General features: G+C 62.9%; 21 protein-coding genes. 11 read left to right on the forward strand and 10 right to left on the reverse strand.

Going from position 1 to position 23223, the window contains the following annotated elements; all coding sequences use genetic code 11:
• Positions 1–1301, forward strand: a 1301-nt coding sequence (locus tag QM649_RS17965; protein WP_415200451.1) for a S9 family peptidase, incomplete at its 5' end; no start/stop codon positions are given.
• Between the two features lie 170 nt (positions 1302–1471).
• On the opposite strand, the gene QM649_RS17970 is transcribed toward QM649_RS17965, so the two are convergent.
• Entirely contained in the window at positions 1472–2524 is a 1053-nt protein-coding gene (locus QM649_RS17970) for a hypothetical protein (RefSeq protein WP_415200452.1), read from the reverse strand.
• A 160-nt stretch (positions 2525–2684) separates the two neighbouring features.
• Between QM649_RS17970 and QM649_RS17975 the strand changes: the two genes are divergently transcribed.
• The 3 genes from QM649_RS17975 (at position 2685) to QM649_RS17985 (ending at position 5184) form a co-directional block, all read left to right on the forward strand.
• Positions 2685–3665: a hypothetical protein gene (locus tag QM649_RS17975; RefSeq protein WP_415200453.1), complete on the forward strand. Its 981-nt coding sequence runs from the start codon at positions 2685–2687 to the stop codon at positions 3663–3665.
• Positions 3666–3800: 135 nt separating this feature from the next.
• Complete coding sequence (locus QM649_RS17980; RefSeq protein ID WP_415200454.1) at positions 3801–4379, forward strand: glycoside hydrolase family 108 protein; 579 nt, start codon at positions 3801–3803, stop codon at positions 4377–4379.
• A 376-nt stretch (positions 4380–4755) separates the two neighbouring features.
• Positions 4756–5184, forward strand: a complete 429-nt coding sequence (locus QM649_RS17985) for a VOC family protein (protein WP_415200455.1) — start codon at positions 4756–4758, stop codon at positions 5182–5184.
• Here the strand turns inward: QM649_RS17985 and QM649_RS17990 are convergent.
• Together QM649_RS17990 and QM649_RS17995 are read right to left on the reverse strand one after the other, a co-directional pair.
• Positions 5181–5555 (reverse strand): hypothetical protein, encoded by a 375-nt coding sequence (locus tag QM649_RS17990; protein WP_415200456.1) that lies wholly within the window; start codon positions 5553–5555, stop codon positions 5181–5183. The genes QM649_RS17985 and QM649_RS17990 overlap by 4 nt on opposite strands.
• 94 nt (positions 5556–5649) lie before the next feature.
• Positions 5650–7668 (reverse strand): phospholipid carrier-dependent glycosyltransferase, encoded by a 2019-nt coding sequence (locus QM649_RS17995; RefSeq protein ID WP_415200457.1) that lies wholly within the window; start codon positions 7666–7668, stop codon positions 5650–5652.
• Between the two features lie 166 nt (positions 7669–7834).
• Between QM649_RS17995 and QM649_RS18000 the strand changes: the two genes are divergently transcribed.
• Positions 7835–9475, forward strand: coding sequence for a CTP synthase (locus QM649_RS18000; RefSeq protein WP_415200458.1), 1641 nt, complete (start codon positions 7835–7837; stop codon positions 9473–9475).
• 67 nt (positions 9476–9542) lie between these two features.
• On the opposite strand, the gene kdsA is transcribed toward QM649_RS18000, so the two are convergent.
• Positions 9543–10361, reverse strand: coding sequence for a 3-deoxy-8-phosphooctulonate synthase (gene kdsA, locus QM649_RS18005; RefSeq protein WP_415200459.1), 819 nt, complete (start codon positions 10359–10361; stop codon positions 9543–9545).
• 165 nt (positions 10362–10526) lie between these two features.
• Between kdsA and QM649_RS18010 the strand changes: the two genes are divergently transcribed.
• Both QM649_RS18010 and QM649_RS18015 read left to right on the forward strand, forming a co-directional pair.
• Positions 10527–11408: an NmrA family NAD(P)-binding protein gene (locus QM649_RS18010; protein WP_415200460.1), complete on the forward strand. Its 882-nt coding sequence runs from the start codon at positions 10527–10529 to the stop codon at positions 11406–11408.
• 42 nt (positions 11409–11450) lie between these two features.
• Positions 11451–11939, forward strand: coding sequence for a MarR family winged helix-turn-helix transcriptional regulator (locus QM649_RS18015; RefSeq protein WP_415200461.1), 489 nt, complete (start codon positions 11451–11453; stop codon positions 11937–11939).
• A 9-nt stretch (positions 11940–11948) separates the two neighbouring features.
• Here QM649_RS18015 and QM649_RS18020 read toward each other — a convergent pair whose 3' ends face one another.
• Both QM649_RS18020 and QM649_RS18025 read right to left on the reverse strand, forming a co-directional pair.
• Positions 11949–12617 (reverse strand): DUF4230 domain-containing protein, encoded by a 669-nt coding sequence (locus QM649_RS18020; protein ID WP_415200462.1) that lies wholly within the window; start codon positions 12615–12617, stop codon positions 11949–11951.
• A 67-nt stretch (positions 12618–12684) separates the two neighbouring features.
• Positions 12685–13764, reverse strand: coding sequence for a diguanylate cyclase (locus tag QM649_RS18025; RefSeq protein WP_415200463.1), 1080 nt, complete (start codon positions 13762–13764; stop codon positions 12685–12687).
• 308 nt (positions 13765–14072) lie between these two features.
• On the opposite strand from QM649_RS18025, the gene QM649_RS18030 reads away from it, so the two are divergent.
• Positions 14073–15026, forward strand: coding sequence for an intradiol ring-cleavage dioxygenase (locus QM649_RS18030; RefSeq protein ID WP_415200464.1), 954 nt, complete (start codon positions 14073–14075; stop codon positions 15024–15026).
• Between the two features lie 66 nt (positions 15027–15092).
• Here the strand turns inward: QM649_RS18030 and QM649_RS18035 are convergent, their stop codons facing one another.
• Positions 15093–15971, reverse strand: coding sequence for an NAD(P)H-binding protein (locus QM649_RS18035; protein ID WP_415200465.1), 879 nt, complete (start codon positions 15969–15971; stop codon positions 15093–15095).
• A 97-nt stretch (positions 15972–16068) separates the two neighbouring features.
• Here QM649_RS18035 and QM649_RS18040 point away from each other — a divergent pair, with 97 nt between their 5' ends.
• The 3 genes from QM649_RS18040 (at position 16069) to QM649_RS18050 (ending at position 19983) form a co-directional block, all read left to right on the forward strand.
• Positions 16069–16686, forward strand: a complete 618-nt coding sequence (locus QM649_RS18040; RefSeq protein ID WP_415200466.1) for a TetR/AcrR family transcriptional regulator — start codon at positions 16069–16071, stop codon at positions 16684–16686.
• Between the two features lie 185 nt (positions 16687–16871).
• Positions 16872–17195: a PadR family transcriptional regulator gene (locus QM649_RS18045; RefSeq protein ID WP_415200467.1), complete on the forward strand. Its 324-nt coding sequence runs from the start codon at positions 16872–16874 to the stop codon at positions 17193–17195.
• 19 nt (positions 17196–17214) lie between these two features.
• A complete protein-coding gene (locus QM649_RS18050) occupies positions 17215–19983 on the forward strand; it encodes an ADOP family duplicated permease (RefSeq protein WP_415200468.1) in 2769 nt (922 codons plus the stop codon).
• A gap of 131 nt (positions 19984–20114) precedes the next feature.
• Here QM649_RS18050 and QM649_RS18055 read toward each other — a convergent pair whose 3' ends face one another.
• The 3 genes from QM649_RS18055 to QM649_RS18065 form a co-directional block, all read right to left on the reverse strand.
• The gene (locus QM649_RS18055; protein ID WP_415200469.1) at positions 20115–21359 is read right to left on the reverse strand and encodes a GRP family sugar transporter; all 1245 of its coding nucleotides are present in this window, start codon (positions 21357–21359) and stop codon (positions 20115–20117) included.
• A gap of 241 nt (positions 21360–21600) precedes the next feature.
• A complete protein-coding gene (locus QM649_RS18060) occupies positions 21601–22449 on the reverse strand; it encodes a hypothetical protein (RefSeq protein ID WP_415200470.1) in 849 nt (282 codons plus the stop codon).
• Positions 22446–23223 (reverse strand): SDR family NAD(P)-dependent oxidoreductase (locus QM649_RS18065; protein ID WP_415200471.1); only part of this gene is annotated, 778 nt, incomplete at its 5' end. The genes QM649_RS18060 and QM649_RS18065, both read right to left, overlap by 4 nt.

Consider the following 23223-nt stretch of genomic DNA (forward strand, 5'->3'; position numbering starts at 1 on the left):
TAGTGGCCGATGCCGCGAGCGGCGAGGTCCGCGAAATCTGGCGTGCCGATGACGGGCCGGGCTCTGTCTTTCATGAGCTGGCCAGCGAGCATCAGCTCTACTGGACAGCCTCGGGCCGCGTCGTCTTTCCGTGGGAGCGCACGGGTTGGCTGCACCTCTATGGCGTTCCGTCGCAAGGCGGCACCGCAGCCGAGCTGACGCCGGGCAGCTTCGAGGTCGAGCAGGTTGCGATCTCTGCCGATCGCAAGGCTCTTGTCTACTCGTCGAATCAGGACGACATCGACCGCCGCCATGTCTGGATGGTCAGCGCATCGGGTGGCGTGCCGAAGGCAATCACCTCAGGGCAGGGGATCGAGGTTTCCCCCGTAGTTGCCGGAGATGGTGCCATTGCGGTTTTGCACTCCGATGCGCATCTGCCGATGCGGCCTGCGGCCATCACTGGCGGCAGTCTGCACGATCTGGCGCCGGAGCTGATCCCCGCCGACTTTCCCGCAGCGAAGCTGGTTACGCCTGAGCCAGTCATGCTGACCGCCGCGGACGGCATGCAGATCCATGGGCAGCTCTTTCTGCCTGCCGCAGCCCATGATGGCAAGCGTCATCCTGCGCTGGTCTTCTTTCATGGAGGGTCGCGCCGCCAGATGCTGCTCGGCTGGCACTCCATGCAGTACTACTCGAATGCCTATGCGATGAACCAGTACCTCGCGAGCCTGGGCTACATCGTGCTCTCGGTGAACTACCGCAGCGGCATCGGCTACGGCCTCGACTTCCGCGAGGCGCTGCACTACGGCGCTACCGGCGCGAGCGAGTTCAGCGATGTGCTGGGCGCGGGGCTTTATCTGCGCAGCCGCGCGGATGTCGATCCTGCACGCATCGGCGTGTGGGGCGGCAGCTACGGGGGCTACCTCACGGCGCTCGCGCTTTCGCGAGCCTCGGATCTCTTCGCTGCCGGCGTCGATTTCCATGGTGTGCACGACTGGAACATCGAGTTCGAGAACTGGAACGATCCTACGTATGACCCCGGTGTCGATACCGATGCCGTGCGCATCGGCTGGGAGTCGTCGCCGCTCTCCACGGTGAGGGGCTGGCGTTCGCCGGTCCTGCTCATCCAGGGAGATGACGATCGCAACGTGGAGTTCTCGCAGACCGTGCGCCTGGCCGAGGCCCTGCGCAAGCAGCACACGCCGTTCGAAGAGCTCATCTTTCCGGATGAGATTCACGACTTCCTGCTCTACAAAGACTGGCTGGCGGCGTATACCGCCGAGGCGAAGTTCTTTGGGAAGTATCTGAAGCCGGGGGAGTAAGAGGGGTTTCGCGCGAGATTGATTCCGCTTCTCTTTCGAAGGAAAGCTGTCATTCCGATCGGAGCGAGACCGTTTCTTGTCTCGCGCAGTGGAGGAACCTGCGGTCGCTTCGGTCGGAATGACAATCTTCCGGGGATGAGACCGCCTCGGACGCATGCATAGAGGTACGCCTACGGGGTTTCAATCGCCGAGCGTGCGTCCTTGTTTTCCTTCGCGCGCGGATTCACTCCGAAGGACCAGACATCGAGGTTGATCTCGCGCGGTGAGAGCCGCTCCATCAGCGCGTATTCGCCGATGAGCAGCGGCGTCGCGGGCGTCAGTTTCATCCAGCGCGCGCCGGGCATCAGCTCCTTCTTCATCTCGATGATCTCTTCCGTGTGTCCTGGCGTGGTCATGCGATAGATTTCGGCCGCGGTTGCGGTGCGCAGATTGTGATTGCTGGTCAGCCGGATGAGTACGTAGTCACTGTCCGGCGAGCTGTGCGCGTTCTTGTCACGCATGGCGGTGCTGGCGCCGTGCGTGTCCACGGTCATCGCATTGTCGGGCGCTTCGTCATCGCCAGGCTGATCAAGGCTGACATAGATCACCGGATCGTTCACATGCAGCTGGACCGGCGCATAGGCGCCCTCGATGCGGATCAGTTCCTTCGCGCCGCCGGTTGCGCCGATCTGCGCGCGTACCACGCTATGGTCATGGGTCCGGTCGAGATCGCCATTGGTCTGCAGGGCATGGACCAGTTCCGGCTGATCCTGGTAGGTATCCATGATCCACACGCCGGTCTCGTCCGGCAGATGCAGCCCGGGAGAGACCAGCGGCATGCGGGCAATCTCGTCGCTGCGCGAGGCGGCCTCTTCGGCATCGAGTTTTGCGGCTTCGGCTGCGTCGGGATTTGGCGGACCATTTTCCTGTTCATTCTGCGAGCCGGGCTTCTGGGTGAGCTTCGCAGCGTCCGGATCGTGCGCCCGGTTCCACTTCTCGGTCGCCTCCCAGTCCACCAGCGAGGTGGGCAGTTCCTCCCACTGGCTGCGTTCGGCGCTGAAGTAGCGCACGCGGTCGCCCTTGAGCTCATAGCGCGTGATGAGCTGGTAGCTGCCGTCCTTCAGGATCAGCCGGTCGCGGCTGGGCTGTGCATGCAGGCCAGCGGTCATCGCGCTTAGCATTAGCAGCAGCAGGGCCATCAGCTTGGCTGTCCCGCTTTTCGTCTTTCGTATGAGCCCGAACATCCGCTCCTATCCTAAGCCAGCTTGTTCTCCATATACCTGGCTCTCTATCGTGTCTGGGATTCGTCTTAGTCTTTGTACGCCTATGTTCAAACCCACATCGTCCTTTCTCTCGTCTTTCCTGCCATTTGGGCCAACCCGGGCTGCGGTATATCCTCGAAGCATGCGTTTTTCTTCTGTTCTGCTGGCAGGCGGCGCGATGCTGTCGCTCTGCACTGCTTCGTTTGCCCAAACGGCTTCTGATTCCGCCTCTACCGCGCAGAACGCGCAGACGACGACTGCGGCTCCGGCCACCTCCGGAACCCCGTCCGCGACCCAGACTGGTACCCAGTCGAACGCCAATACCGGCTCGATGCCGAGCCTGCACCTGCAGGACCTGCCCGCCGATCCTCATACGCTGACGCCGGAAGAAAAGGCCCAGCAGGAGGCCGAGATGCAGCGCGTCCGCATCCAGCAGGTGGCCATGGCCATGAACAAGTGGGGACCCGAGGATTCGACGCCCGGCAATGTGCTGACCCTCAAGGAAATTGGCCGCACCAAGGCCGGCGATGCCACGCAGATCACCTACCAGCTCCAGGCCACCGGCTTTACGCCGGATACGAAGCTTAGCCTGCTGCGCTGGCCGCTGAATTCCGGCATCGTTCCGGTCATGGATGGCGTGGTCATCCAGGCCTCCGGCGTTGCCACCTGCGATCAGGCCGTGACCAGCTCCTGCACGAAGCTGGTGAAGCCCGGAGCTCCGGTGGAGATCACCGTGAGCGTAGCCAAGGGCGAGGCCGTGCGGCTGGCGCTGAGCACCCTCGACAAGAAGCGCATCGCCGCTGCGGCCGTGGTGCCTTTCCCGCTTCGCGCGGAGGATCACGGATGCAGCCTCGAAGTGATTCGCGGTGCGAAGGACGACGAGCTGGTCCTGATCAAGGGTGAGGGCTTCAAGAACGCCACTGACTTCAACGCAGGCTCCGAGTCCTTCGGCGAGAAGCATGCCTTTGACGGCAAGCCGACTCCGGACGGCCACATTGCCGTCGCCATCACGCCCTGGGTGCATGGGCATGATGCGGGCGACACCGTGATCTACGCGCAGACTCCCACCTGCTCGCCGACACTCTCCTTCCACTGGGGCAAGGACACCTACAAGGTCGAGTAACTTTGGTTTGATGGCCGAGGCGTGCGCGTGCGGAATTCCCGTGCGCGCACGTTTTGCTTTTTGCCATAATCGGCTCCGCTGCGCGCCCGGCATCCCTGCGGTTTATGTTTGCGCGCACTGTGAGGAGCGGCTGCGATGGCAAATTTCGAGCGCTTTCTTCCCCTGTTGCTGAAGTTCGAAGGCGGCTACGTGATGAACCCCGACGATCCCGGCGGGGAGACGAACAAGGGCATCACGCTGCACACGTTCGCTTCCTGCGCGCGCACGCTGCTCGGCCTCGATCCCACCCCGGCCAACCTGCGCGCGCTCACCGACGAGCAGGCAGGGACGATCTATCGCACCCGCTACTGGAATGCGATTCTCGGCGATGAGATCGCCAGCCAGGATCTGGCCAACATGGTGTGCGACTTCTACGTGAACGCCGGTACCCACGCTACCACGCTGCTGCAGACGGCGATCAACGAGGCCGGTGCGGCCAGCGGCGTCCGCATTGCGGTGGATGGGGCGATCGGCGAGGCCACGCTCAAGGCGCTGCACACGCTCGACCCGGTAGCTGTCTATAGTGCCTACAGGCGTGGGCGCATCGCCTACTATCAGCAGCTCGGAGTGAAGTATCCGATGTTTCTCGCGGGATGGCTGAAGCGGGTCGAATCCTTCCCGGACCGGCCATCGGGGCTCGAAATCCTGGCGGTGGCTCTGCTCGATGTGGCTTAGAGCCTGTTATGGCCGACTTTGATTGTGTTTCTCTCATGGCCACTGACTGTCATTCCGGCCGAAGCGACCACAAGGGAGCGTAGTGGAGGAACCTGCAGTTCTTTCTCCGGTTGCGGAGTTCTATCCCTGCGGGAAGGTATGAGCTGCTCTCTGTGTCATGTTTATGCCCGGCCCGAGTACCCCTGGCCTGGATGAGCCTCCGTCGACACTCTCGGTTGGGAGAGAACTGCAGGTTCCTCCACTACACGACACAAAACCACCCTCTCGCTCCGGTCGGAATGACAGACTTTTTGATAAAGAGATCCCTAACCTGAAAATCATGGGCTGGGGGAAGACTTTCTGGTATCCATGGGCGGTACCAGAGGAGGAGCCTGCCATGCGCCTGCACGTCCATCTCACCTTCCCGGGAAACTGCGAGGAGGCCTTCCGCTTTTACGAGCGGGTTCTCGGAGGAACGCTCTCGTTCCTGATCCGCTATGGCGACTCACCTGCCGCGGTGGGAGCCCCGGCTGAATTCAAAGACAAGGTCCTTCACGCGAATATCGATGTCCAGAACGACGCTCTGTCCGGAGCCGATTCCTGGGAGAGCCACGCGGCACGTCCGGCCAACAATTTCACCCTGGCCCTGGAATACAGTGAGGTGGCAGAGATCGAGCGTGTCTTCGCCGCTCTCGCCGAGGGTGGGACCGTCACCCTGCCGCTGCAGCAGACCTTCTGGACGACGCACTTCGGCATGCTCACCGATCGCTATGGGGTTCCATGGATGCTGAATTGCACCGTCGCGGGCTCACAGGCGAACAATTAGCGAGAGAAGAAGGCGTAACGGACAAGTGCCCAGATGGCGGGTGCGCTGATGAGAGCCTGAATTCCGATCGTGGCGATCGAGGGAAGCCAGCCGCGAAGGTAAATCTTCTTCATCTTCGGAGAAAAAAACTGGTTCACTGATGCGACGCCCAGTACGACGCAAAGCGCCATCCATAGAAGAGGCGATCCGAGACGCTGCTGATAGGCAAAGCCAAAAAGCGCCGGAACGGCCAGTAGTCCAAGAATCGCCTCGACGAGCTCGATGGGCTGTACCAGATCGCGTCTCCTGAGAAAGATGAGAAATCGGCCAATAGCGCTTAGAACAAGAATGCCGGCGAAGACCCAGACGTAGATATGCCAAAAGCTCTGCATGTGCGCTTACCTGCGGGTGGAAGGATGATGACGTCACAGTATAGAAGGTGGTGTCTGGCGGGTATTGCATGAGAGGGAAGTCTCTGCGGTTCCTCTAGTGATTCACCCCTGCCAGCTTTTTCTCAACAAGAGGCCGATACTTCGCCTGCGCGGTGGGCTCCATGTCGCCGACCTGCGCCAGGGCTTTCTCATATGCGGCTTTAGCCTGAGCTTTGCTCCCGTTAGCCGACAGCGCATCCCCCAGCGCCAGGTTGGCGTCGAAGCCTTCCGGATCGACGGCCACGGCCTGCTGTGCTGCTGCAATTGCAGCAGCATTGTTCCTGCCGATGTTCTGTTGTTCCTGGGATACGTACGCAATGGCCGCTGCGCGTGGCAGATGGAAATCGCCGTAGAAGACAGCGATGCCGTTTGCGATCACATCGTCCGGCGTGCGCTCGAAGAGCGGCTGGTAGGGATTGCGAACCTTTGTTCCATACTCAAAGCCGTTAAGGTCGGAGAAGCTGACCAACAGCGGGCCATGCACAACGTCGGGCAGTGGGATATCCATCTCCCCGGCGGTGTCGTCGGTCGGCAGCAGCTTGCAGGGGATGCCGTAATCGGAGGGCAGCAGGAACGGGGCGGGGAAGTAGGCGAACCAGCAGTCGGTCACGTGGTGCTGGTCGATCCACTGCTTCGTCCACTTCAGCTCCTGGCCCCAGTCTGTGGCCGAGTCGGAGAAGTAAAGATGCGTCTTCGCCGGTCCTCCCCAGAAGACATTGGCGTAGGGCATGTAGTTGGGGAACATTCGCACGGAGTCCACCACGTGCCATGCCAGCAATAGCGCCACCGCCACGGCCCAGCCGCGATGCTGCTTCGCCATCCACGCCGCGCCGCCTGCGGCCAGCAGGAAGACAAAGGCGAAGACCGGTAGCACATGCCGGACGCCGATGTTCAGAGGCGCGGACATGGCCGCTGCCAGATAAAACGCCACGGGCATGGCGAGGAAGAAAACCTCCCGCGCCTTGCCCATACGGCCACGCGCGTAGGCCCATAGCGCCAGTGCCAGCAGGCCGAGAATTCCGGCGCTCCATTTCAGCGACAGAATGGCGGGGAAGTAAAACCACTGCCCGTGCGCGTAGAGTCGGCCGTCAAAATACGCAGGCATGTTGTTGCCGACCCGCTGCACGTCGACCAGGCCGTAGAGGTAGCTTTCCGGCAGCAGGTGGTGCCGCATGCAGAGGTTCACGAACCACTGGATGCCGGGCGAGAGGCTCGCCATTCGCTGCGCAATCGGCCCCATCTTCACGCCGGTGGGGTGCATGGCGAAGCGATAGGAATAGATGCTCCACAGCACGAAGAAGGCGAGCGCGTAGATCGCGACCAGTCCAGCCACCAGCCTCCTCGCAGCGCGAAGCATGGCGGCGCGTCCGTCCCGCCGGCGTCCCAGTACCTCACCCGCCGCGAGCAGACCGAGCATGGGCAGAATGGCGATAGCCGAATGCTTGGCCGCGAGTGTGAGTCCGGCTGCGAGGCCGCAGAGCACGGCGCGCCGCCAGCGCATCTGTTTCGCAAACCGGTAGAAGGCGTAGGTGGTCGCGAAGTAGCCGCAGGCCGAACCCATATCCGTGGTCACGAACGGCGCATTGGTGAGGATGGTCGGATCGAAGATGAAGAGCGTCATCGCGATCAACCCGGCGCCATAGCCGAACATCTCGCTGCCGGCGGCAAAGAGCAGCAGCGCCAGCGCGGCGGCGAAGACCAGCACCGTCATGTGGACGCGGAAGATGAGGGACTCAGCGGTGTAATGGCCGCCGTACTCCGGGGCATTGCGGAAGAGCAGTTCGCGGCCGTCGTAGTATGCCTCGGACTTGAAATAGCGGCCCTGGCGCGGCGGAACTTTGAGGTCGAGCGGCAGTAGTGGCAGGGCCGCTATCAGCTTCACCAGAGGCGGATGCTCAGGGTTCAGGTCGTACTCGCCATGCTTCCAGTTCATGTAGCCGGAGAAGATGTGGTCGCCTTCGTCCCAGCTCAGCGAGGCCCGGCGCGTCGAGAGCGCCACTTCGGTGATGAAAATCAGCAGCAACAGTGCTGCCAGGCCGCGCATCCCCCATCGTCCCAGCAACTTGGGCGGCATCTGCTTCTCCCTTTTCGGTTCCTGCTGTTTGTATCAGGCAACATCCGGGTTTTCCACTGTGATTGGAAACGCACTCCCCGCTTCCCATCCCCCCGCTACCCGGCTATACTTGATTGTGCCCGCCAGGTACGCCAATCAACAGACATTCAGGGAAGGTGAAGCAGAAATGTCTTCCAAGTACATTTTTGTCACAGGCGGCGTTGTGTCCAGCCTCGGTAAGGGGCTCTCCGCGGCCTCCATCGGCTGCCTGCTCGAAAGCCGTGGTCTCAAGGTCAACCTCATGAAGTTTGACCCCTACCTCAACGTCGACCCGGGAACCATGTCGCCGTTCCAGCACGGTGAGGTCTTCGTCACCGACGACGGCGCGGAAACCGATCTCGATCTCGGCCATTACGAGCGCTTCACGCATGCCCACCTGACGCGTGATAACAACCTCACCACCGGCCGCATCTACGAGCAGATCATCACCAAGGAGCGCCGCGGCGACTATCTCGGCAAGACCGTGCAGGTCATCCCGCACGTCACCAACGAGATCAAGAACGCCATGCGCAAGGTGGCACCGCACAACGACGTCACCATCGTCGAAATCGGCGGCACCGTGGGCGATATCGAATCGCTGCCTTTCCTCGAGGCCATCCGCCAGATGCGCCAGGAGCTTGGCCGCGAAAACACCTGCTTCGTCCATGTGACGCTGGTGCCGTGGATCGCCGCCGCGCAGGAGCTCAAGACCAAGCCGACCCAGCACTCCGTCAAGGAGATGCTCTCGATCGGCATCCAGCCCGACATCCTGCTCTGCCGCAGCGACCGCTCGCTGCCTCGCGAGATGAAGAGCAAGATCGCCCTCTTCTGCAACGTGGAAGAGCGCGCCGTGGTCACCGCCCGCGACGTGAATTCAATCTATGAGCTGCCGCTCAGCTTCGCTCAGGAAGGCGTCGACGAGCTGGCGCTCAAGTACCTGCACATCGAGGCCAAGCCCCGCGATCTCTCCCGCTGGGAGGAGATCGTCCACCGCGCCTACAATCCGAAGGACGAAGTCTCGATCGGCATCGTCGGCAAGTACGTCGAGTACGAGGACAGCTACAAGTCGGTCAAGGAAGCCCTGGTTCACGGCGCGCTGGCGCACAACCTCAAGCTGCGCGTGACGTGGATCGAGGCCGAGGGTCTCGAGGCCGAGAACTATACGGAGCAGCTCAGCGGATTCGACGGCATCCTGGTGCCCGGCGGCTTCGGCAAGCGCGGCATCGAAGGCATGCTCAACGCCATCCGCTACGCGCGCGAGAACCATGTGCCGTACTTCGGTATCTGTCTCGGCATGCAGACCGCCTGCATCGAATTCGCCCGCAACGTCTGCAAGCTGGCCGATGCGAATTCGAGCGAGTTCGACCCTGCGACGGCGCATCGCGTGATCTATAAGCTGCGCGAGCTGACCGGCGTCGAAGAGATGGGCGGAACGATGCGTCTCGGCGCCTGGAACTGCGTGCTTACGCCCGGCACCATCGCCCACGAAGCCTACGGCGAGGCGGAGATCAGCGAACGTCACCGTCACCGTTATGAATTCAACCGCGAGTATGAGTCGCTGCTGACGGGCGCGGGCCTGCGCATCTCGGGCACCACGCCGGATGCGACCTACGTCGAAATCGTCGAGCTCCCCGAGCACCCGTTCTTCCTCGGCTGCCAGTTCCACCCGGAGTTCAAGTCGAAGCCGCTCGAGCCGCATCCGCTCTTCAGCGCCTTCGTGAAGGCCAGCTATGCCAACCGCACCAAGCAGCTTTCGGCTACTCAGGAGGCAGTAACAGCCAAGGCGTAGTCCGTTTACCGCACAACAGAAAGCCCGGCCTGCGATGGCCGGGCTTTTCTATTTGTTTTCGAGGGCTTTAGCGCGGATTCACTGCCGCATGCACCGCCAGCAGGCTCTCCAGAACACCCTTCAGGTTCTTCAGATCGAGCGCGTTCGCGCCGTCCGACTTGGCCTCGGCGGGATTGTCGTGCACTTCGAGGAAGACACCGTCCACGCCTGCGGCCACGGCCGCGCGCGCCAGCAGGGGGATGAACTCGGGCTGTCCGCCGGAGACGCCGTTGGCGGCCGAAGGCGTCTGCACGGAGTGGGTGCCGTCGAAGACCACCGGCGCGAGCTTGCGCATGATGGCCAGCGAGCGCATGTCGACGACGAGATTGTGATAGCCGAAAGTAGTGCCGCGCTCCGTCAGGCAGACGCGCGGGTTACCGCTCTCGGTCACCTTCTCGACGGCGTGCTTCATATCGCCGGGCGCGACGAACTGGCCCTTCTTCACGTTCACGGCGCGGCCGGTTTCGGCTGCGGCGATGAGCAGGTCGGTCTGGCGGCAGAGGAAGGCTGGAATCTGCAGCACATCCACGCCTTCGGCGGCGATGGCGCAATGGCTCGGCTCATGGACATCGGTCAGCGTGGGCAGGCCGGTCGCTTCCTTGAGACGCTTGAGGATCGCCGTGCCCTCGACGATGCCGGGGCCGCGGAAGCTCTTCACCGAGGTGCGGTTCGCCTTGTCGTACGACGCCTTGAAAATGTACGGGATGCCGAGGTCGGAGGTGATGCGCTGGATGGCGTCGGCCATCTTGCGCACGTGCGCTTCGGACTCAATGACGCACGGTCCGGCGATCAGGAAGAGCTGGTCCCGGCCAACGGGCACGGGTCCGATATCGAATGCATGACTCACAGTAAAGATTTTAGTCGACCTGCTTCGCGGTGATCCTCCTTCGGCCTCCACGCCCCTTTGGTCGCGAGCGCCGGAAATTCCATGAAAAGTGAATCTAAAAGCATATGCTTCTAATCTCATTCCATATGAGAGCATATGCTCTTATCTGCAAAAGGGAGAGCAATCATGGGAAAAGTGGAGATTCTGGTGAGCGGCGCAACCGGGCGGACGGGCGGGAGCGCTATCGATGAGCTGCTGAGCATGGGCAAGGGCGTACGCGCCTATGTGCGGAAGGACGATGCGCGGGCTGCAGCGCTGAGACAGTGCGGAGTCGAAATCGCCATCGGAGATTTCACCGATATCGACGCCATTCGTGCGGCGATGGAAGGGATCCGGTCCGCCTACTTCCTTCATCCCATTGCGCCGGGAATCATCGGGGCTTCCGCCTACTTTGCGCAGGCGGCGAAGGAGGCGGGTGTTACGGCGATCGTGAACATGTCGCAGATCTCGGCTCGTCGCGAATCGGCAAGCCATGCGGCCCAGGATCACTGGGTGGCTGAGCGGGTCTTCGACTGGTCCGGCGTGCCGACGACCCATCTGCGCCCGACCTTCTTCGCGGATTGGCTCATCTATCCGCACTTCGCAAAGGAGATCTGGGCCACGAAGAAAATCCAGTTCCCCTTTGGTAATGGACGCCACGCGCCTATTTCCTCTGAAGACCAGGGCCGGGTGATCGCGCATCTCCTGGCCAAACCGGAAGGCCACGGCGGCAGGATCTATACGCTGCACGGCCCGGTTGAGATGCACCATAACGAGATTGCTGCAGCCATGAGCGAGGTGCTGGGCGCGAAGATCGAATATGCACCGGTATCGATCGAGGTGTTCAAGGACAAGATGGAGAATCTCTACAAGTTCCCTCCTTTCCTGGTGCAGCACCTCGTCGAAGTCGCTCAGAATTATCAGGACGGCATCTTCTCCGGCACCAACGACAATGTGGAGAAGATCACCGGCCGGCCCGCGCTTTCGGTGCAGGCCTTCATCGAGAAATACCGCGGCGCTTTTGTGTGATGTGGCTGCGCGCGGTGCGTGCAATGCAGAAGAGGAAGAGAGATGTCAGCCAATCCGCTGCTTGGAATCGAGTTAGGAATTGACCGGTGCAACTGCTCCGCCGTGAGGAAGGCAAGCCGCCGGATTACGCGGCTCTATGACAGCCATCTGGAGCCGGCGGGGCTGCGCATCACACAGTTCCTGATTCTTGCGGCCCTGCGCCAGGTCGGAAGCGCCGCGATTCACGCGCTGGCTGAGCGGCTCGATGTAGAGCGCACCGCGATGGGGAAGATGGTGGGCTTTCTGGAGCGCGACGGCTTCGTGACTGCGAAGCCGTCGCCGACGGACGGACGGAGCCGCGTGATCGAGCTTACCGAGGAGGGCCGGAAGCTGCACGCGAAGGCCGACCCTCTCTGGCGCGAGGCGCAGCGGCAGCTCGAAGAGTTCAACGGCGCCGGTCATGTGGCTGAGTTGCGGAAGTCATTGCATGGGATGGTCACCGGTGAAGGCGTGTCGTCGGGGTCCCAGTCTATGGAAGATTCGTCCGATTGATCGGATGGATCAGTCCACCGTGACCTGATCGAAGCCGAGACTCAGCAGCAGCTTGGTCACCGTAGACGCGGCATTGGCGCGGGCCGTGCCGAGGATGCCGGCCTGCTGGGCCGAGGCGGTGAGCTGCTCCTGCGCCTTTTCGCGCACTTCACTCTCGAGATTGGGATCGGCCTGCACGAAGAAGCCGGTGGCTCGCGAGAAAACCCTGGTCTTCGAGTCATCGAGGGCGGTAACGAAGATCTGCGCCGGGGGCAGGTGGACATGCGCCGTCTTGCCGTTGACCTGCACATCCCAGGGCTTGAGCTGCCCGAGATCGACGCCGGCGATGGCCTGGCCGTGGACATTCAGCAGCAGCTTATCGCCGACCAGGAAATCCGGCAGGATCGCATTCGTGCGATCGCCTTCGACGGTCTTGTCCATGGTGTAGGTGACGGTTTCGAGGCGGGAAAGCTTCTGGATGCGATCGACGACGGTCGGTTGGGAGGTGTCGATGCTCAGCGCGCGGCCAGTCACCTTCGTTGCTACCTGATTCCAGATGCCGTAGGTCGCTTCGCGGACGAAGAGCGCCAGCGCTCCCACGCCCAGCAGCAGCCCGAGGAAGATCGCCAGCAGCACGGTGCCCGGGCCGGTTCCGCGTCCGGTGCGTCTCTCGGTTGCTGAGGAGGTTTCGATCGCCATGGCAGATTAGATGCGCTCCGGCGGGCATCCGGTGTGGCCCGGCGATCTTCTCCTGCTGCTGCTTTTGCTACGTCGGCAGCATCCCCATGCCGGCCACGGCGATGTTATCCCGAGTCAAACCCTTTACCAGATACATCATCTGGTCGGCGGCGCGGATGATGGCCTGTGCCGTGGTGCCGTCCTCGGGATAAGTGGAGACGCCCATGCTGGCACGGACGGTCAGCTTCAACCCGTCGCTCATGGGGAAGTGCTTTTCCCGCAGGAACTGGTTCAGGCGCATCGCTGTTTCGCGCGCTGCGTCCTTGTTGGACTCCGGCAGCAGTACGGTGAATTCATCGCCGCCATAGCGGTAGACGGAATCGACGCCGCGCACCTGGGAGCGCATCGCCTGTCCTACCTCGGCCAGCAGCTGGCTGCCGACGAGATGGCCATAGCGGTCGTTCACTTCCTTGAAGTGATCCAGATCGATAAAGATCAGGCTGAAGACAGATCCGAAGCGCCGCGCGCGTTCGATCTCCGAGTCCATCTGCCGATAAAGGTGGCGAAGGTTATAGAGGCCGGTACAGTCATCGGTGATAGTGAGCTCCTGGATGCGCTCGACCGCGCGGGCGTTATCGATTGCGATCGCCGCGTAGTCGCAGAGGACGTGCAGGAAGGAGATGGTGTAGTCGCTCAAGGTTTCGGCCCGGCAGTTGATCAGCTCAATGACGCCCAGCGTCTCCTTGCGTGAGCGCAGCGGCATCCAGATAGCGGAGCGCACCGGGCGTCCTCCGCTGGCCTGCGCGGCCAGATAGAGAAATCTGTCGTCGCCGTCCTCGACCTCGGGCACGATCAGGCTCTCGCCGTGCTCGGCGACCCATCCGGCAAAGCCCTGGCCGATCGGGATACGCACCTCGCGCAGCTTTGCTTCGAGCGGGCCATCGGCCATGGTTCCGCCGGCAACGGCGTAAAAGAGTTCGCGCTGCTGCTGCTCGTCCACCAGCAACAGCGACCATGTTTCCGGTTCAAAGAACTGCTCCATCTGCCGCATGATGGTGCGGAGAATGGTGTCCCGGTCCAGCGAGGATGTAAGGGCCCGCGCAACACTGTGAAACACCTGCAAGTCGCGCAGGCTCGATTCTGGGGAAGCCGGATCTTTCTTGGCCATAACTGCTTCTCGTTCTCTTGTCGATTTTCACACGTACGTGAAAACGCCAGATGAGCACGTTTTCCAGGCAGCTCTTTTTTTCTCAGCTCGCTCTGCCGGGAACGCTTCCTGCGCCGTGTGTCCCTATTGAGCGCGATCCCGGGCGTCATGTCAATTATTTGTTCCCTCTTTGCCCAGATGCTTTCTGTGGCATTTGCGTTCTCCGGGTTGCGCGCAGCGGCGCTTTTTTTCGTCTATCCCGCATGCCCGAACTCTCCAATCCTTTATCGCCACGCCGCTGGACCCGTCGCCGGGTTCTTGCTTCCGGCATGGCGACTGCCGGCCTGGCGTCACTGCGCCTGGGCCTGTCCGACTCCGCGCTTGCGCTTGCATCCGGCCATCCCTGTGCTCTGACTGCTGAGCTGGAAGAAGGCCCCTTCTACGCCGATTATGAGCTGCTTCGCCGTGATATCCGCGAGGATAAGCCCGGTCTGCCGCTTCAGCTTTCCATCGTTCTGCAGCACGCCCGCACCTGCGCTCCCATCGCTGGCGCGGCCATCGATATCTGGCACTGCGACGCGCTCGGCGTCTACTCCGGATATACGAAGGTGAAGATGGAGCAGATGGGACCGGGCGGGGCAGGTGGTCCCGGCGGCCCGGGAGGGCCAGGCTTTGGTGGACCGCCTCCCGATGGTCCTCCGCCCGAGGGCATGCAGGGGCCGCCTCCGGGCAGGAACGGCGGCGATCCTCATGGACCGCCCGGCATGCAGCGGACGGACAACGAGACCTTCCTGCGAGGAGTGCAGTTCACCGGCACGGATGGCGCGGTCGAATTCCTCACCATCTACCCCGGCTGCTACGTGATGCGCGATACGCACATTCACGTGAAGGTGCATATCGGCGGTCATGAGGCAGGGAAGAAGTACGAGGGCGGCCACGTCTGCCATACTGGGCAGATCGCATTTCCGGATGAGGTCAGCGATCGCGTGGGCGCGCTGGAGCCATACGCGCAGCACAAGATCACGCGCACACGGATTGCACAGGACTCGGTCTTCCATGGCGATGCGGAGAGCTTCACGCTCGCTCTTACGCCGATCGACGCGAAGAACCCTGGCGCCGGTTTCCGCGGCACCATCACGCTCGCGGTCGATCCCGACGCGACGCCTGCTCCGGTCGGTCCTGGCGGCCCCGGTGGTCCCGGAGGACCGGGTGGGCCGCAGCGCGCTCCGGGTGCTTCCGGAGGGCAGGACGTGCGTACCTTCTCGGATCCGGCCTCGGCCTGATATCTGGCGCGAATGCACACGGGGATACTCAGAGGTGCGTATCCCCGTGTAGTTTGGCCGCTGCCTTTAGCCGACGATCAGCGGCTTGAGCACCTCTTCCGCCCAAGCCCGGAAGCTGGTCGGCGTGGTGTTCTCGGCTGTGCGTGGATCGATATTGTCGAGGCCGCGGTCCTTCGCGGCGAACATCTCAAGCAGGCTGTCGGCAAACTCCGGGGTCGCGCCGCGCTGTGTCAGCTGCGCCTTGTAAGTTTCACCCGAAATCTGCTGATAGCGAATCGGCCTGCCCAGCACTTCCGTGAGAATCGCCGCCGTTTCCTCGTAGGAGAGATCCTCCGGCCCCAGCACCGCCAGACCGCCCTGGCCGCTCCACGTGCGGTCGACCAGCAGCCGCGCTGCAGTGGCGGCAATGTCTCGCGTGGCTACCTTCGGCGACTTCACGTCGCCGCGCTGCGGGCCGAAGAAGACGCCCTGCTCGCGCAGCGTCGATACGCTGTGCAGGAAGTTATCGAGGAAGCCGGGGCACCAGAGCGCGCGGAAGTCCACGCCGCTCTGCTCCCATGCCTCATCCTTGGCGAAGGAGGCCGAGACCACGCCTGCTTTCAGCGGAGACTTTCGGCCGAGCCCGGAGACCGAGACCACGCGCTTCACGCCCTGCCGTGCTACCGCGCGAATCGCAGGCTCGGTGAACTGGAGGTAGAAGGCCCGGTCATTCGTGAGCCTGGGAGACGGTGGGACGACGTGAAACAGGCCCTCCGCGCCTTCGAGCGCGCGCAGCAGCACGGCCTCGTCGTCGCTCGATCCTACGACGATTCTGACCCGCGCACGCACGTCATCGTTGAGCTTTGCTGGATTGCGGGCGATCACCGTGACATGTTCGCCTGCTTCGAAAAGATGCGGAATCAGCTTCGAGCCGATGTTGCCTGTGGGCGTGGTGACTACGATCATCGTGTTTCCTCCTCAACGGGTGTGCCCGTTGAATAAGTAAACTCTACCGTACCGTTTACTTTGGAGCAAGCCGCCGCGGTAAGAGAGAATAGCGGGAATGGCCAGACGAGGGGACAAGCTCCGCGAACACATCCTGTGGACAGCAAAAAGTGTTTTCCAGGAGATGGGGTTCGAGCGGGCCTCGATGGATGTTGTCGCCGCGCGCGCCGAGACCTCCAAGCGCTCGCTCTATGCGCACTTCGAGAGCAAGGAGAAGCTGTTCCTCGCCTCCGTGGAGCGGGTGCGTGGACGGTTTCTCGAGGAGATCGGTTCGCCGGAGGATTATTCTGGGAAGCCGGTCGATGCGCTTACGCATTTCTGCGGGCGGTTTCTCGAGATCCTGCTGCACCAGGGAGCAATCCGGATGTGCCGCGTGTGTATCGCCGAGGCGGAGCGCTTCCCGGAGGGCGCGGCAGCGTATTTCGATCTGTTGTTTACGCAGGTCGAGGCGCGGGTGAGCGTGTATCTACGAACGACCTTTCGCCTGCCGCCGAAGGTGAGCGCCGATGCCGCAAACGGACTGCTCGGGCAGCTGCTGTATCCGGCCTTTCCGCGCGCTCTGTTCGGTATCGATGCGCTGGTGGAAGACTTCCACGACGAGGGTCTGTCTCCGGACTTCGATCTGCGCCCTGTGCGCCGCGCGGTTCAGGCTCTGATCTCTTCGCTCGAAGACTGAGATTCTTTTCCAAATTAACGGATCGTTCTGACAGCCTCGCTTCCCACGTCTCAGAGGCGAGACGTGGGGCACCCGCATCCTCGCTCCGGTCGGAGTGACGGCTTTTTTTGCGAGCACGGTTTTTTCCTCTTGACCGTCGAGAGAAGGCGGCGTAACCTCTCGACTATCAAGAGGAGAGACGTGACATGGGTGAGCGGGACGTGGTGCAGGGCACGCTGGAGATGCTGATTCTGAAGACGCTGGCGCTGGAGCCGATGCATGGCTACGGCGTGGCTGCGCGCATCGAGCAGGTGAGTGAGGGCGTATTTCGCGTGAATCCGGGATCGCTGCTGCCCGCGCTGGCCCGCATGGAGCGTGCCGGCAGTGTGAAGAGCGAGTGGCGCGCCAGCGAGAACAATCGCCGCGCGAAGTACTACCTGCTCACCGCACGCGGGCGGAAAGCGCTTGCCGAAGAGTCCGAGACCTGGAACCGGCAGGTCTCCGCGATTGCACGGATTATGGAAGCCTGACGCTGTCAGGAGAGACCGCATGCCTATCGTTTCGAACCTCATTCATGCGTTTCGCTCGCTCTTTCGCAGCTCGCGGGTGGAGCAGGAGCTTGAAGACGAGCTCCGCGACTTTCTTGCCGCGTCGATCGCAGAAAAGATGCGCCGGGGAATGACCCCGGAAGAGGCGGCGCGCGCGGCGCGGGTCGAGATGGGCAGCACGAACGCAGTGAAGCACCGTATCCGCTCCGTCGGCTGGGAGGCCACGATGGAAAATTTCTGGCAGGACCTTCGTTATAGTCTTCGCACGCTGGCGCACAGCCCGGCTTTTACGCTCGTGGCTGTCCTTTCGCTGGCGCTGGGCATCGGCGCGAATACGGCGATCTTTACCCTGGTGCGGCAGGTGGTGCTGCAGCAGCTGCCGGTGCGCGATCCGCAGCAGCTGGTCACCTTCGGCAAAGCCTTCTCCGGCGGCCTGCTGGGCGGCATCGATCCTGGCGTCGAAGACATGTACACCTACGACCTGGCGCACCAGATGGAGCTGCAGCCGGGCCCGTTTGCGGGCGTGGCTTTCCAGAGCAGCTTCTCGCCCCGCGTGAATATTCGTGTTCCGGGCTCGGCTGCGGCAGTGCAGGAGCCGGCGGTGCTGGTTTCCGGCGACTTCTTCAAGGTTCTGGGCGCGGAGCCGCTCTTCGGGCGGGCGATTGCACCATTCGATGCATCTGCATCGGGCCGCGAGGCGGTTGCGGTGGTGAGCTATCGCTTCTGGCAGCAGTCGCTGTCGGCCGATCCCGCGGCGGTGGGGAAGACCATCTCTGTGAATGCAACGCGCTTCACGGTGATCGGCGTGATGCCGCCGGAGTTCCATGGCCTGAAGCAGGACCTGGAACCGGATGCGATGTGGGTTCCGGTGACCATGGCCGATGCGATTTTCCAGTTGCATGACCTGTTGAAGCCGCGGGACACCTATTTTCTACAGATATTTGCGCGCCGCGGCGTGGGATCGTCTCTCGCCGTGCAGCAGCAGTGGGTGAACCAGCAGATCCGCGCCTATGCCCGCGCCGGAGAAGGCAAGACGATTACGCCGGATCGCGAGAAGGAGATAGGACGGCTGCAGGACCTCTTGCAGCCCGCCGGGCAGGGAGTCTCGCAGATTCGGAACCAGTACCACGATGCGCTGGCGCTGCTCGAGGTCATCGTCGGCGTGGTGTTGCTGATCGCATGTGCGAACCTTGCGAACCTGCTGCTGGCCCGCGTGGTGATGCGGGAGCGGGAGATTGCGACGCGGCTTGCGCTGGGCTCGAGCCGCGGCCGCATCGTGCGCCAGGGCCTGATGGAAGCATGGCTGCTCTCGTTCTCCGGCGGAGCGCTGGGGCTGGGCATCGCCTTCGCGTTCACGCGTGCGCTGATTGCCTTTGTTGCCCGGGGACAGGACGGGGTTCCGCTTACGGCGCGGCCGGATGCGATGGTGCTTCTGTTTACACTCGGAGTTTCGATCCTGGCGGGAACGTTGTTCGGCCTTGCTCCGGCGTTACAGATTCGTCGCATGGGCGCTGGGCCGTCTCTCAATGCGGGCAGCCGCACAGGTTCCGGCGCGGGCGGACGGAATGCGCGCTGGTGGCCGCGTGCGCTGGTCACGGGGCAGATCACGCTGTGCCTGCTGCTGCTGGTCTGCGCGGGACTCTTTCTGCGATCGCTGTGGAAGCTTGCGGGACAAGACTTCGGGTTCGAGCGGACCCACCTGGTGCTGGCGCAGGTGGATGCGCGGCTCGCCGGTTATCAGCCGGAACAGGCTCCGGCCTTCAACCAGCGGCTGATCGACCGCCTGTCCGCGATTCCCGGAGTTCGTGCCGCGGCACTCTCCGGCCAACCTCCTATGTCCTACGGGGCGTGGCAGTCTTCGATCCATCCGCAGGGCTACACGCCCGGGCCGCACGAGGAGATGAATTCGGTGCTCGAACGGGTCTCCGGCCATTACTTCGACGCGCTCTCGATTGCCATGGCTTCCGGACGCGCGATTACGCCGGATGACACGGCGAGCAGCCAGAAGGTCATCGTGGTGAATGAGACCCTGGCGCGGCGTTATTATCCTGCCGGGAACGCCGTGGGGCATATGCTGAGCATCGATGCCGACTCCGAGAGCGGGCCTTGGCTGATCGTAGGGGTGTCGCGCGATACCCGCTCCCTGGGGCCGCGTGGAGAAACGCATCCCCAGGTCTATATGCCGGTGGTGCAGATCATGGGCAAGCAGAAAGAGGGCGTGCAGGACGACTTTTCGCCGACGGTGATTCTGCGGGTCAACGGCGCGCCGGAGAGCGTGGAGCGAGAGCTGCGGACGGCGGTGGCCAGCATCGATCCCAACCTGCCGGTGCGCGACGTGCACACCATACAAGAACATCTTGGCTTTTTCTTCACGCGGGAGACGCTGGTCTCGCGGCTGGCGATTCTCTTCGCGGGGCTGGCGGTGCTGCTGGCGGCGATTGGACTTTACGGCGTGATGAGCTTCAACATGCTGCGGCGCGTGAACGAGATCGGCATCCGCATGGCGCTAGGCGCGAGCACAGGCCGCGTGCAGTGGATGGTGCTGCGCGAGTCGCTCATGCTGTTCCTCGTGGGCTTTGCCATCGGGCTTCCGGCTGCGCTGGGGCTGGCGAACCTGATGCGCAATGCGTTCTACCAGATGAGCCCGTTCGATCCGCTGACCTTTGTCGTCGCGACCCTGGGCATTGCGGCGGTGACGGTGCTTTCGGCATGGCTGCCTGCGCGGAGAGCGGCTCGGGTGGATCCGATGACGGCATTGCGGTGCGATTGAAGGGCACGGTGTAGGGGGGAGGAAATAAGGTGCCGTAGCTACGCTTCAGGGCTTCTGCGAACCCACATCTCGAAGATCGCGAGATGTGGGGCACCCGGATGACTTACGCCCTATATCCCCGTACTTACGCTTTAAGAGAAGCGCGTCCGCTTCCACAGCAGCCATCCGCCGGCGAAGAGCACGATGAGCACGGTGACGGTGAGCCCGGCGGCCCAGGATACATTCAGATCGAGCGGGGGACGCCTGGTGCCGATGGACAGCCAGGCGAAAAGTCCGAGGCCGAGGGCGACGATGACATAATCCCACCAGGCGCGTGCGCTGCCTTCGCCCTCCAGGCCCGATTGCAGCGCCACGGCTTCGTCGTAATCGAGGCCGTAGCGTTCGCACTCGCGGGCGATAGCCAGGTTGCGCGAGTGGTGCTCCTTGGCTGCTGCCGATGCGCTGCCGATGGCGATGGCTCCGACGATCATGAGCAGAGAGCTGGCGATGATGACGATGCGATTCGTGTCGCTGACTCCGTGCAGCTCACTGAAGACCATGGCGCCCCAGGCGAGTCCCCAGAGCTGATTCGTGTTGGCCAGAGGGATGCCGCGGCCGATGCCAACGTATTTCGCGGCGTATTGCTGGAACATGTCGCCGATGACCCAGCAGAATCCTCCGAGGAAGAGCCAGAACATGGCCGGACGCAGCAGGTGCAGCTGGGTGGAGAGGGCTGCGCCCTGGCCCGGCAGGAGCCATGCGACCAGAGACATGGTGCCGAGCTCACCCACGGTGAAGACGGTCACGAAGGAGAGCGGATTCATGCCGCTGAGGTAGGCCTTGCGGTAGGGCAGGTACATGGTGCCCCACATCAGGCTCGCGCCGAGCGCGGCGATGACGCCCGCGCCGCCGTGTGCCGCATGTGCTCCCGCGGAGGGGTGGACCGAGGCCAGCCCCAGCGCGATGGTCGCGATGACCACGGCTACGCCTCCGCCCACAACCTTGAGCCACGTCTTTACGCCCGCGCCGCGCAGCTCGCGGAAGAGCATGCATCCCCAGAGCAGGCCGACGAGGGAGTTGGTGTTCCAGAGGGGGAAGGCGATGGAGAGGCCTACGTCCTTGATGGCGTAGACGGTGAGCGTGTTCGCCACGGCCCACAGCGCTCCGGCGAGGATGCCCCATACGATGAGGTGCGCGCGTATGCGCAGGTCGCGGAAGACGTAGCGTGTGCCCTTCATCAGCGTGGGCAGGGTCCAGCGCGCGACAAAGACGCCGGCGACCATACAGAGGGAGATGACCGTAGGCGAGAAGCCTGCCGTCACCAGCTTGGTCGGGGCTTCCGCCGTGCCCAGCCACGCGCCCGCAACGACGCCGCAGGCTACACCCAGCCCGTGCATGGAGCGCCCGGCTCCGGTCTCTTTCCTGTCTGGAGATGAAGTCAAGTCGGTGATCAGCTCAGATGCGCCAGCAGCGCGATGCCCAGCAGAAGAACGAGCAGCGGAATCCAGAAATGACTGTCGGTGAGAACTGCTTTCACGACGCCCTGCTTCTTCTCCAAGCCTGTCTCCATATCCTCTTTCAAAGCAAAAAGCGAGTCTACGCGATTTGGAGGGCCGGGCACAAAGGCGGCGCTGAAGTTTATTTCTTCACTTCGCTGGCTGCGACGTCGGCATTGAAGGGATCCGGCGGCAGGAGCACGTTGTAGCCGCCTTTGAAGACGTAGCGCTGGCTGTTCTGGTCGCCGTTGTGGAAGCGGGTGATGCTGTAGGGGGTGGGCACGCCGTCGATGAGGTGGTAGTCGTCGTATTCCTCGCGCTCCTCGTTCTTGTCCTTGTAGAGGGGGTCGCGCCACTGGAAGGTGCGGCTGCGCGGTAGGTGCGTGTCGGCGTCGACCTGGATGGTGATGGATTCGTTCTGAGAGGAGATCAGCGTCACCTGGTCGGTGAGGTGACGCTCGCTGAGCGTCTGTCCTTCATCGATCAGGATGGTCTTCGGGTCCTGCATCCATTGGCGCACGGCGACTTCGATGGAGTGGGCGCGCCGCCGCTGGTAGTCCTCGCAGATGTCCTTGGGCAGCGCCTTCTTGCCCTTGTAGGTGACTTCCCAGCAGTTGGTCGCGGTAAAGATCTCGATGTCGTCGTGCTTCTTGCCGAGTTCCACGCGCTCGTCACCGTTCATCATCCGCCACTGGCGATAGTTCATGATCATGCCGGTGGGTTTGCCCTGGTAATAGCCGGAGATGCGGCCTTCGATGTAGCTGTTGCTGAGCGCGAGCCACTGGTCGCCGCCGAGGGCCTTGATCATGGCGTCGAGCACGGCGCGCGCCTTCTTCGCGTTGGCGTCGCCGGCGGGGTCGCTGCCTTGCTGACCCACGGCGGATGCGGCAGGCGGGGCGGATGCGCTGGTGTCCTGCGCGCAGACGCGCGCGCTGCTGCAGATCGTCATCACTCCCGCCAGTATTGCCGTCAGCCACGCTTGTGTCTTCATCCGACCAGCACCGCGCCCCCGTTGACATTGACGATCTCGCCGCTCATAAAGCCCGCATACGGTGTGCATAAGAATACCGCCGGACCTGCGATTTCGACCGGCTTGGCTACGCGGCCGAGCGGGATGGTGGCGAAGATGCGCTCGCGCACTGGAGGATCGTTGAGCGCGGGCGCGGACATGTCGGTCTCCACCCAGCCGGGCGCGACGCAGTTGACGTAGATGCCCTTGCCCGCGAGCTCGCTCGAAAGGCTCTTGGTGAGGCTGATGAGCGCGCCCTTGCTGGCCGCGTAGTCGGCGTGGTTCGCCTCGCCGCGCTGCGCGGCGGTGGAGGCGATGTAGACGATGGAGCCGGTGCGGCCATCGTCTCCGCGAGTTTGTTTGAGCATCTGCGCGACGGCGGCCTGGGTGAGGCCGAAGACGCTGTCGAGATTGATGGAAAGAGTCGAGCGCCACTGCGATTCGGCCATCGTGGCGATGGGGGCATCGTGCGGCGGCCACACCCCGTGGTTCACCACCATGGCGTCGATGCGCCCGAAGGCCTCGACCGTCTTTGCGACGAGCGCGCGTCCCTGCTCGGGTGTGCTCAGCTCCTGCTCGACGGCCACGCAGTAGTCTTGTCCGCCGAGCTCGGCGACGAGTGCGTCCGCTGCGGCCTTCGCCGACTTGTAATTGAAGACGACCTTGGCTCCGGCCTCGCGAAAGAGGCGGACGGTCGCTGCGCCGATGCCGCGCGATCCACCCGTAACGAGGGCTACTTTGCCTGCGAGCTGTAAA

Origin of the sequence: Silvibacterium sp., from assembly GCF_047605705.1 — a bacterium.
Lineage (GTDB): Bacteria > Acidobacteriota > Terriglobia > Terriglobales > Acidobacteriaceae > Silvibacterium.

Coding starts and splice junctions, on each gene's coding strand:
- QM649_RS17970 (WP_415200452.1), bottom strand. CDS start 2,524: ATGTTCGGGCTCATACGAAAGACGAAAAGCGGGACAGCCAAGCTGATG.
- QM649_RS17975 (WP_415200453.1), top strand. CDS start 2,685: ATGCGTTTTTCTTCTGTTCTGCTGGCAGGCGGCGCGATGCTGTCGCTC.
- QM649_RS17980 (WP_415200454.1), top strand. CDS start 3,801: ATGGCAAATTTCGAGCGCTTTCTTCCCCTGTTGCTGAAGTTCGAAGGC.
- QM649_RS17985 (WP_415200455.1), top strand. CDS start 4,756: ATGCGCCTGCACGTCCATCTCACCTTCCCGGGAAACTGCGAGGAGGCC.
- QM649_RS17990 (WP_415200456.1), bottom strand. CDS start 5,555: ATGCAGAGCTTTTGGCATATCTACGTCTGGGTCTTCGCCGGCATTCTT.
- QM649_RS17995 (WP_415200457.1), bottom strand. CDS start 7,668: ATGCCGCCCAAGTTGCTGGGACGATGGGGGATGCGCGGCCTGGCAGCA.
- QM649_RS18000 (WP_415200458.1), top strand. CDS start 7,835: ATGTCTTCCAAGTACATTTTTGTCACAGGCGGCGTTGTGTCCAGCCTC.
- QM649_RS18010 (WP_415200460.1), top strand. CDS start 10,527: ATGGGAAAAGTGGAGATTCTGGTGAGCGGCGCAACCGGGCGGACGGGC.
- QM649_RS18015 (WP_415200461.1), top strand. CDS start 11,451: ATGTCAGCCAATCCGCTGCTTGGAATCGAGTTAGGAATTGACCGGTGC.
- QM649_RS18020 (WP_415200462.1), bottom strand. CDS start 12,617: ATGGCGATCGAAACCTCCTCAGCAACCGAGAGACGCACCGGACGCGGA.
- QM649_RS18025 (WP_415200463.1), bottom strand. CDS start 13,764: ATGGCCAAGAAAGATCCGGCTTCCCCAGAATCGAGCCTGCGCGACTTG.
- QM649_RS18030 (WP_415200464.1), top strand. CDS start 14,073: ATGGCGACTGCCGGCCTGGCGTCACTGCGCCTGGGCCTGTCCGACTCC.
- QM649_RS18035 (WP_415200465.1), bottom strand. CDS start 15,971: ATGATCGTAGTCACCACGCCCACAGGCAACATCGGCTCGAAGCTGATT.
- QM649_RS18040 (WP_415200466.1), top strand. CDS start 16,069: ATGGCCAGACGAGGGGACAAGCTCCGCGAACACATCCTGTGGACAGCA.
- QM649_RS18045 (WP_415200467.1), top strand. CDS start 16,872: ATGGGTGAGCGGGACGTGGTGCAGGGCACGCTGGAGATGCTGATTCTG.
- QM649_RS18050 (WP_415200468.1), top strand. CDS start 17,215: ATGCCTATCGTTTCGAACCTCATTCATGCGTTTCGCTCGCTCTTTCGC.
- QM649_RS18055 (WP_415200469.1), bottom strand. CDS start 21,359: ATGCACGGGCTGGGTGTAGCCTGCGGCGTCGTTGCGGGCGCGTGGCTG.
- QM649_RS18060 (WP_415200470.1), bottom strand. CDS start 22,449: ATGAAGACACAAGCGTGGCTGACGGCAATACTGGCGGGAGTGATGACG.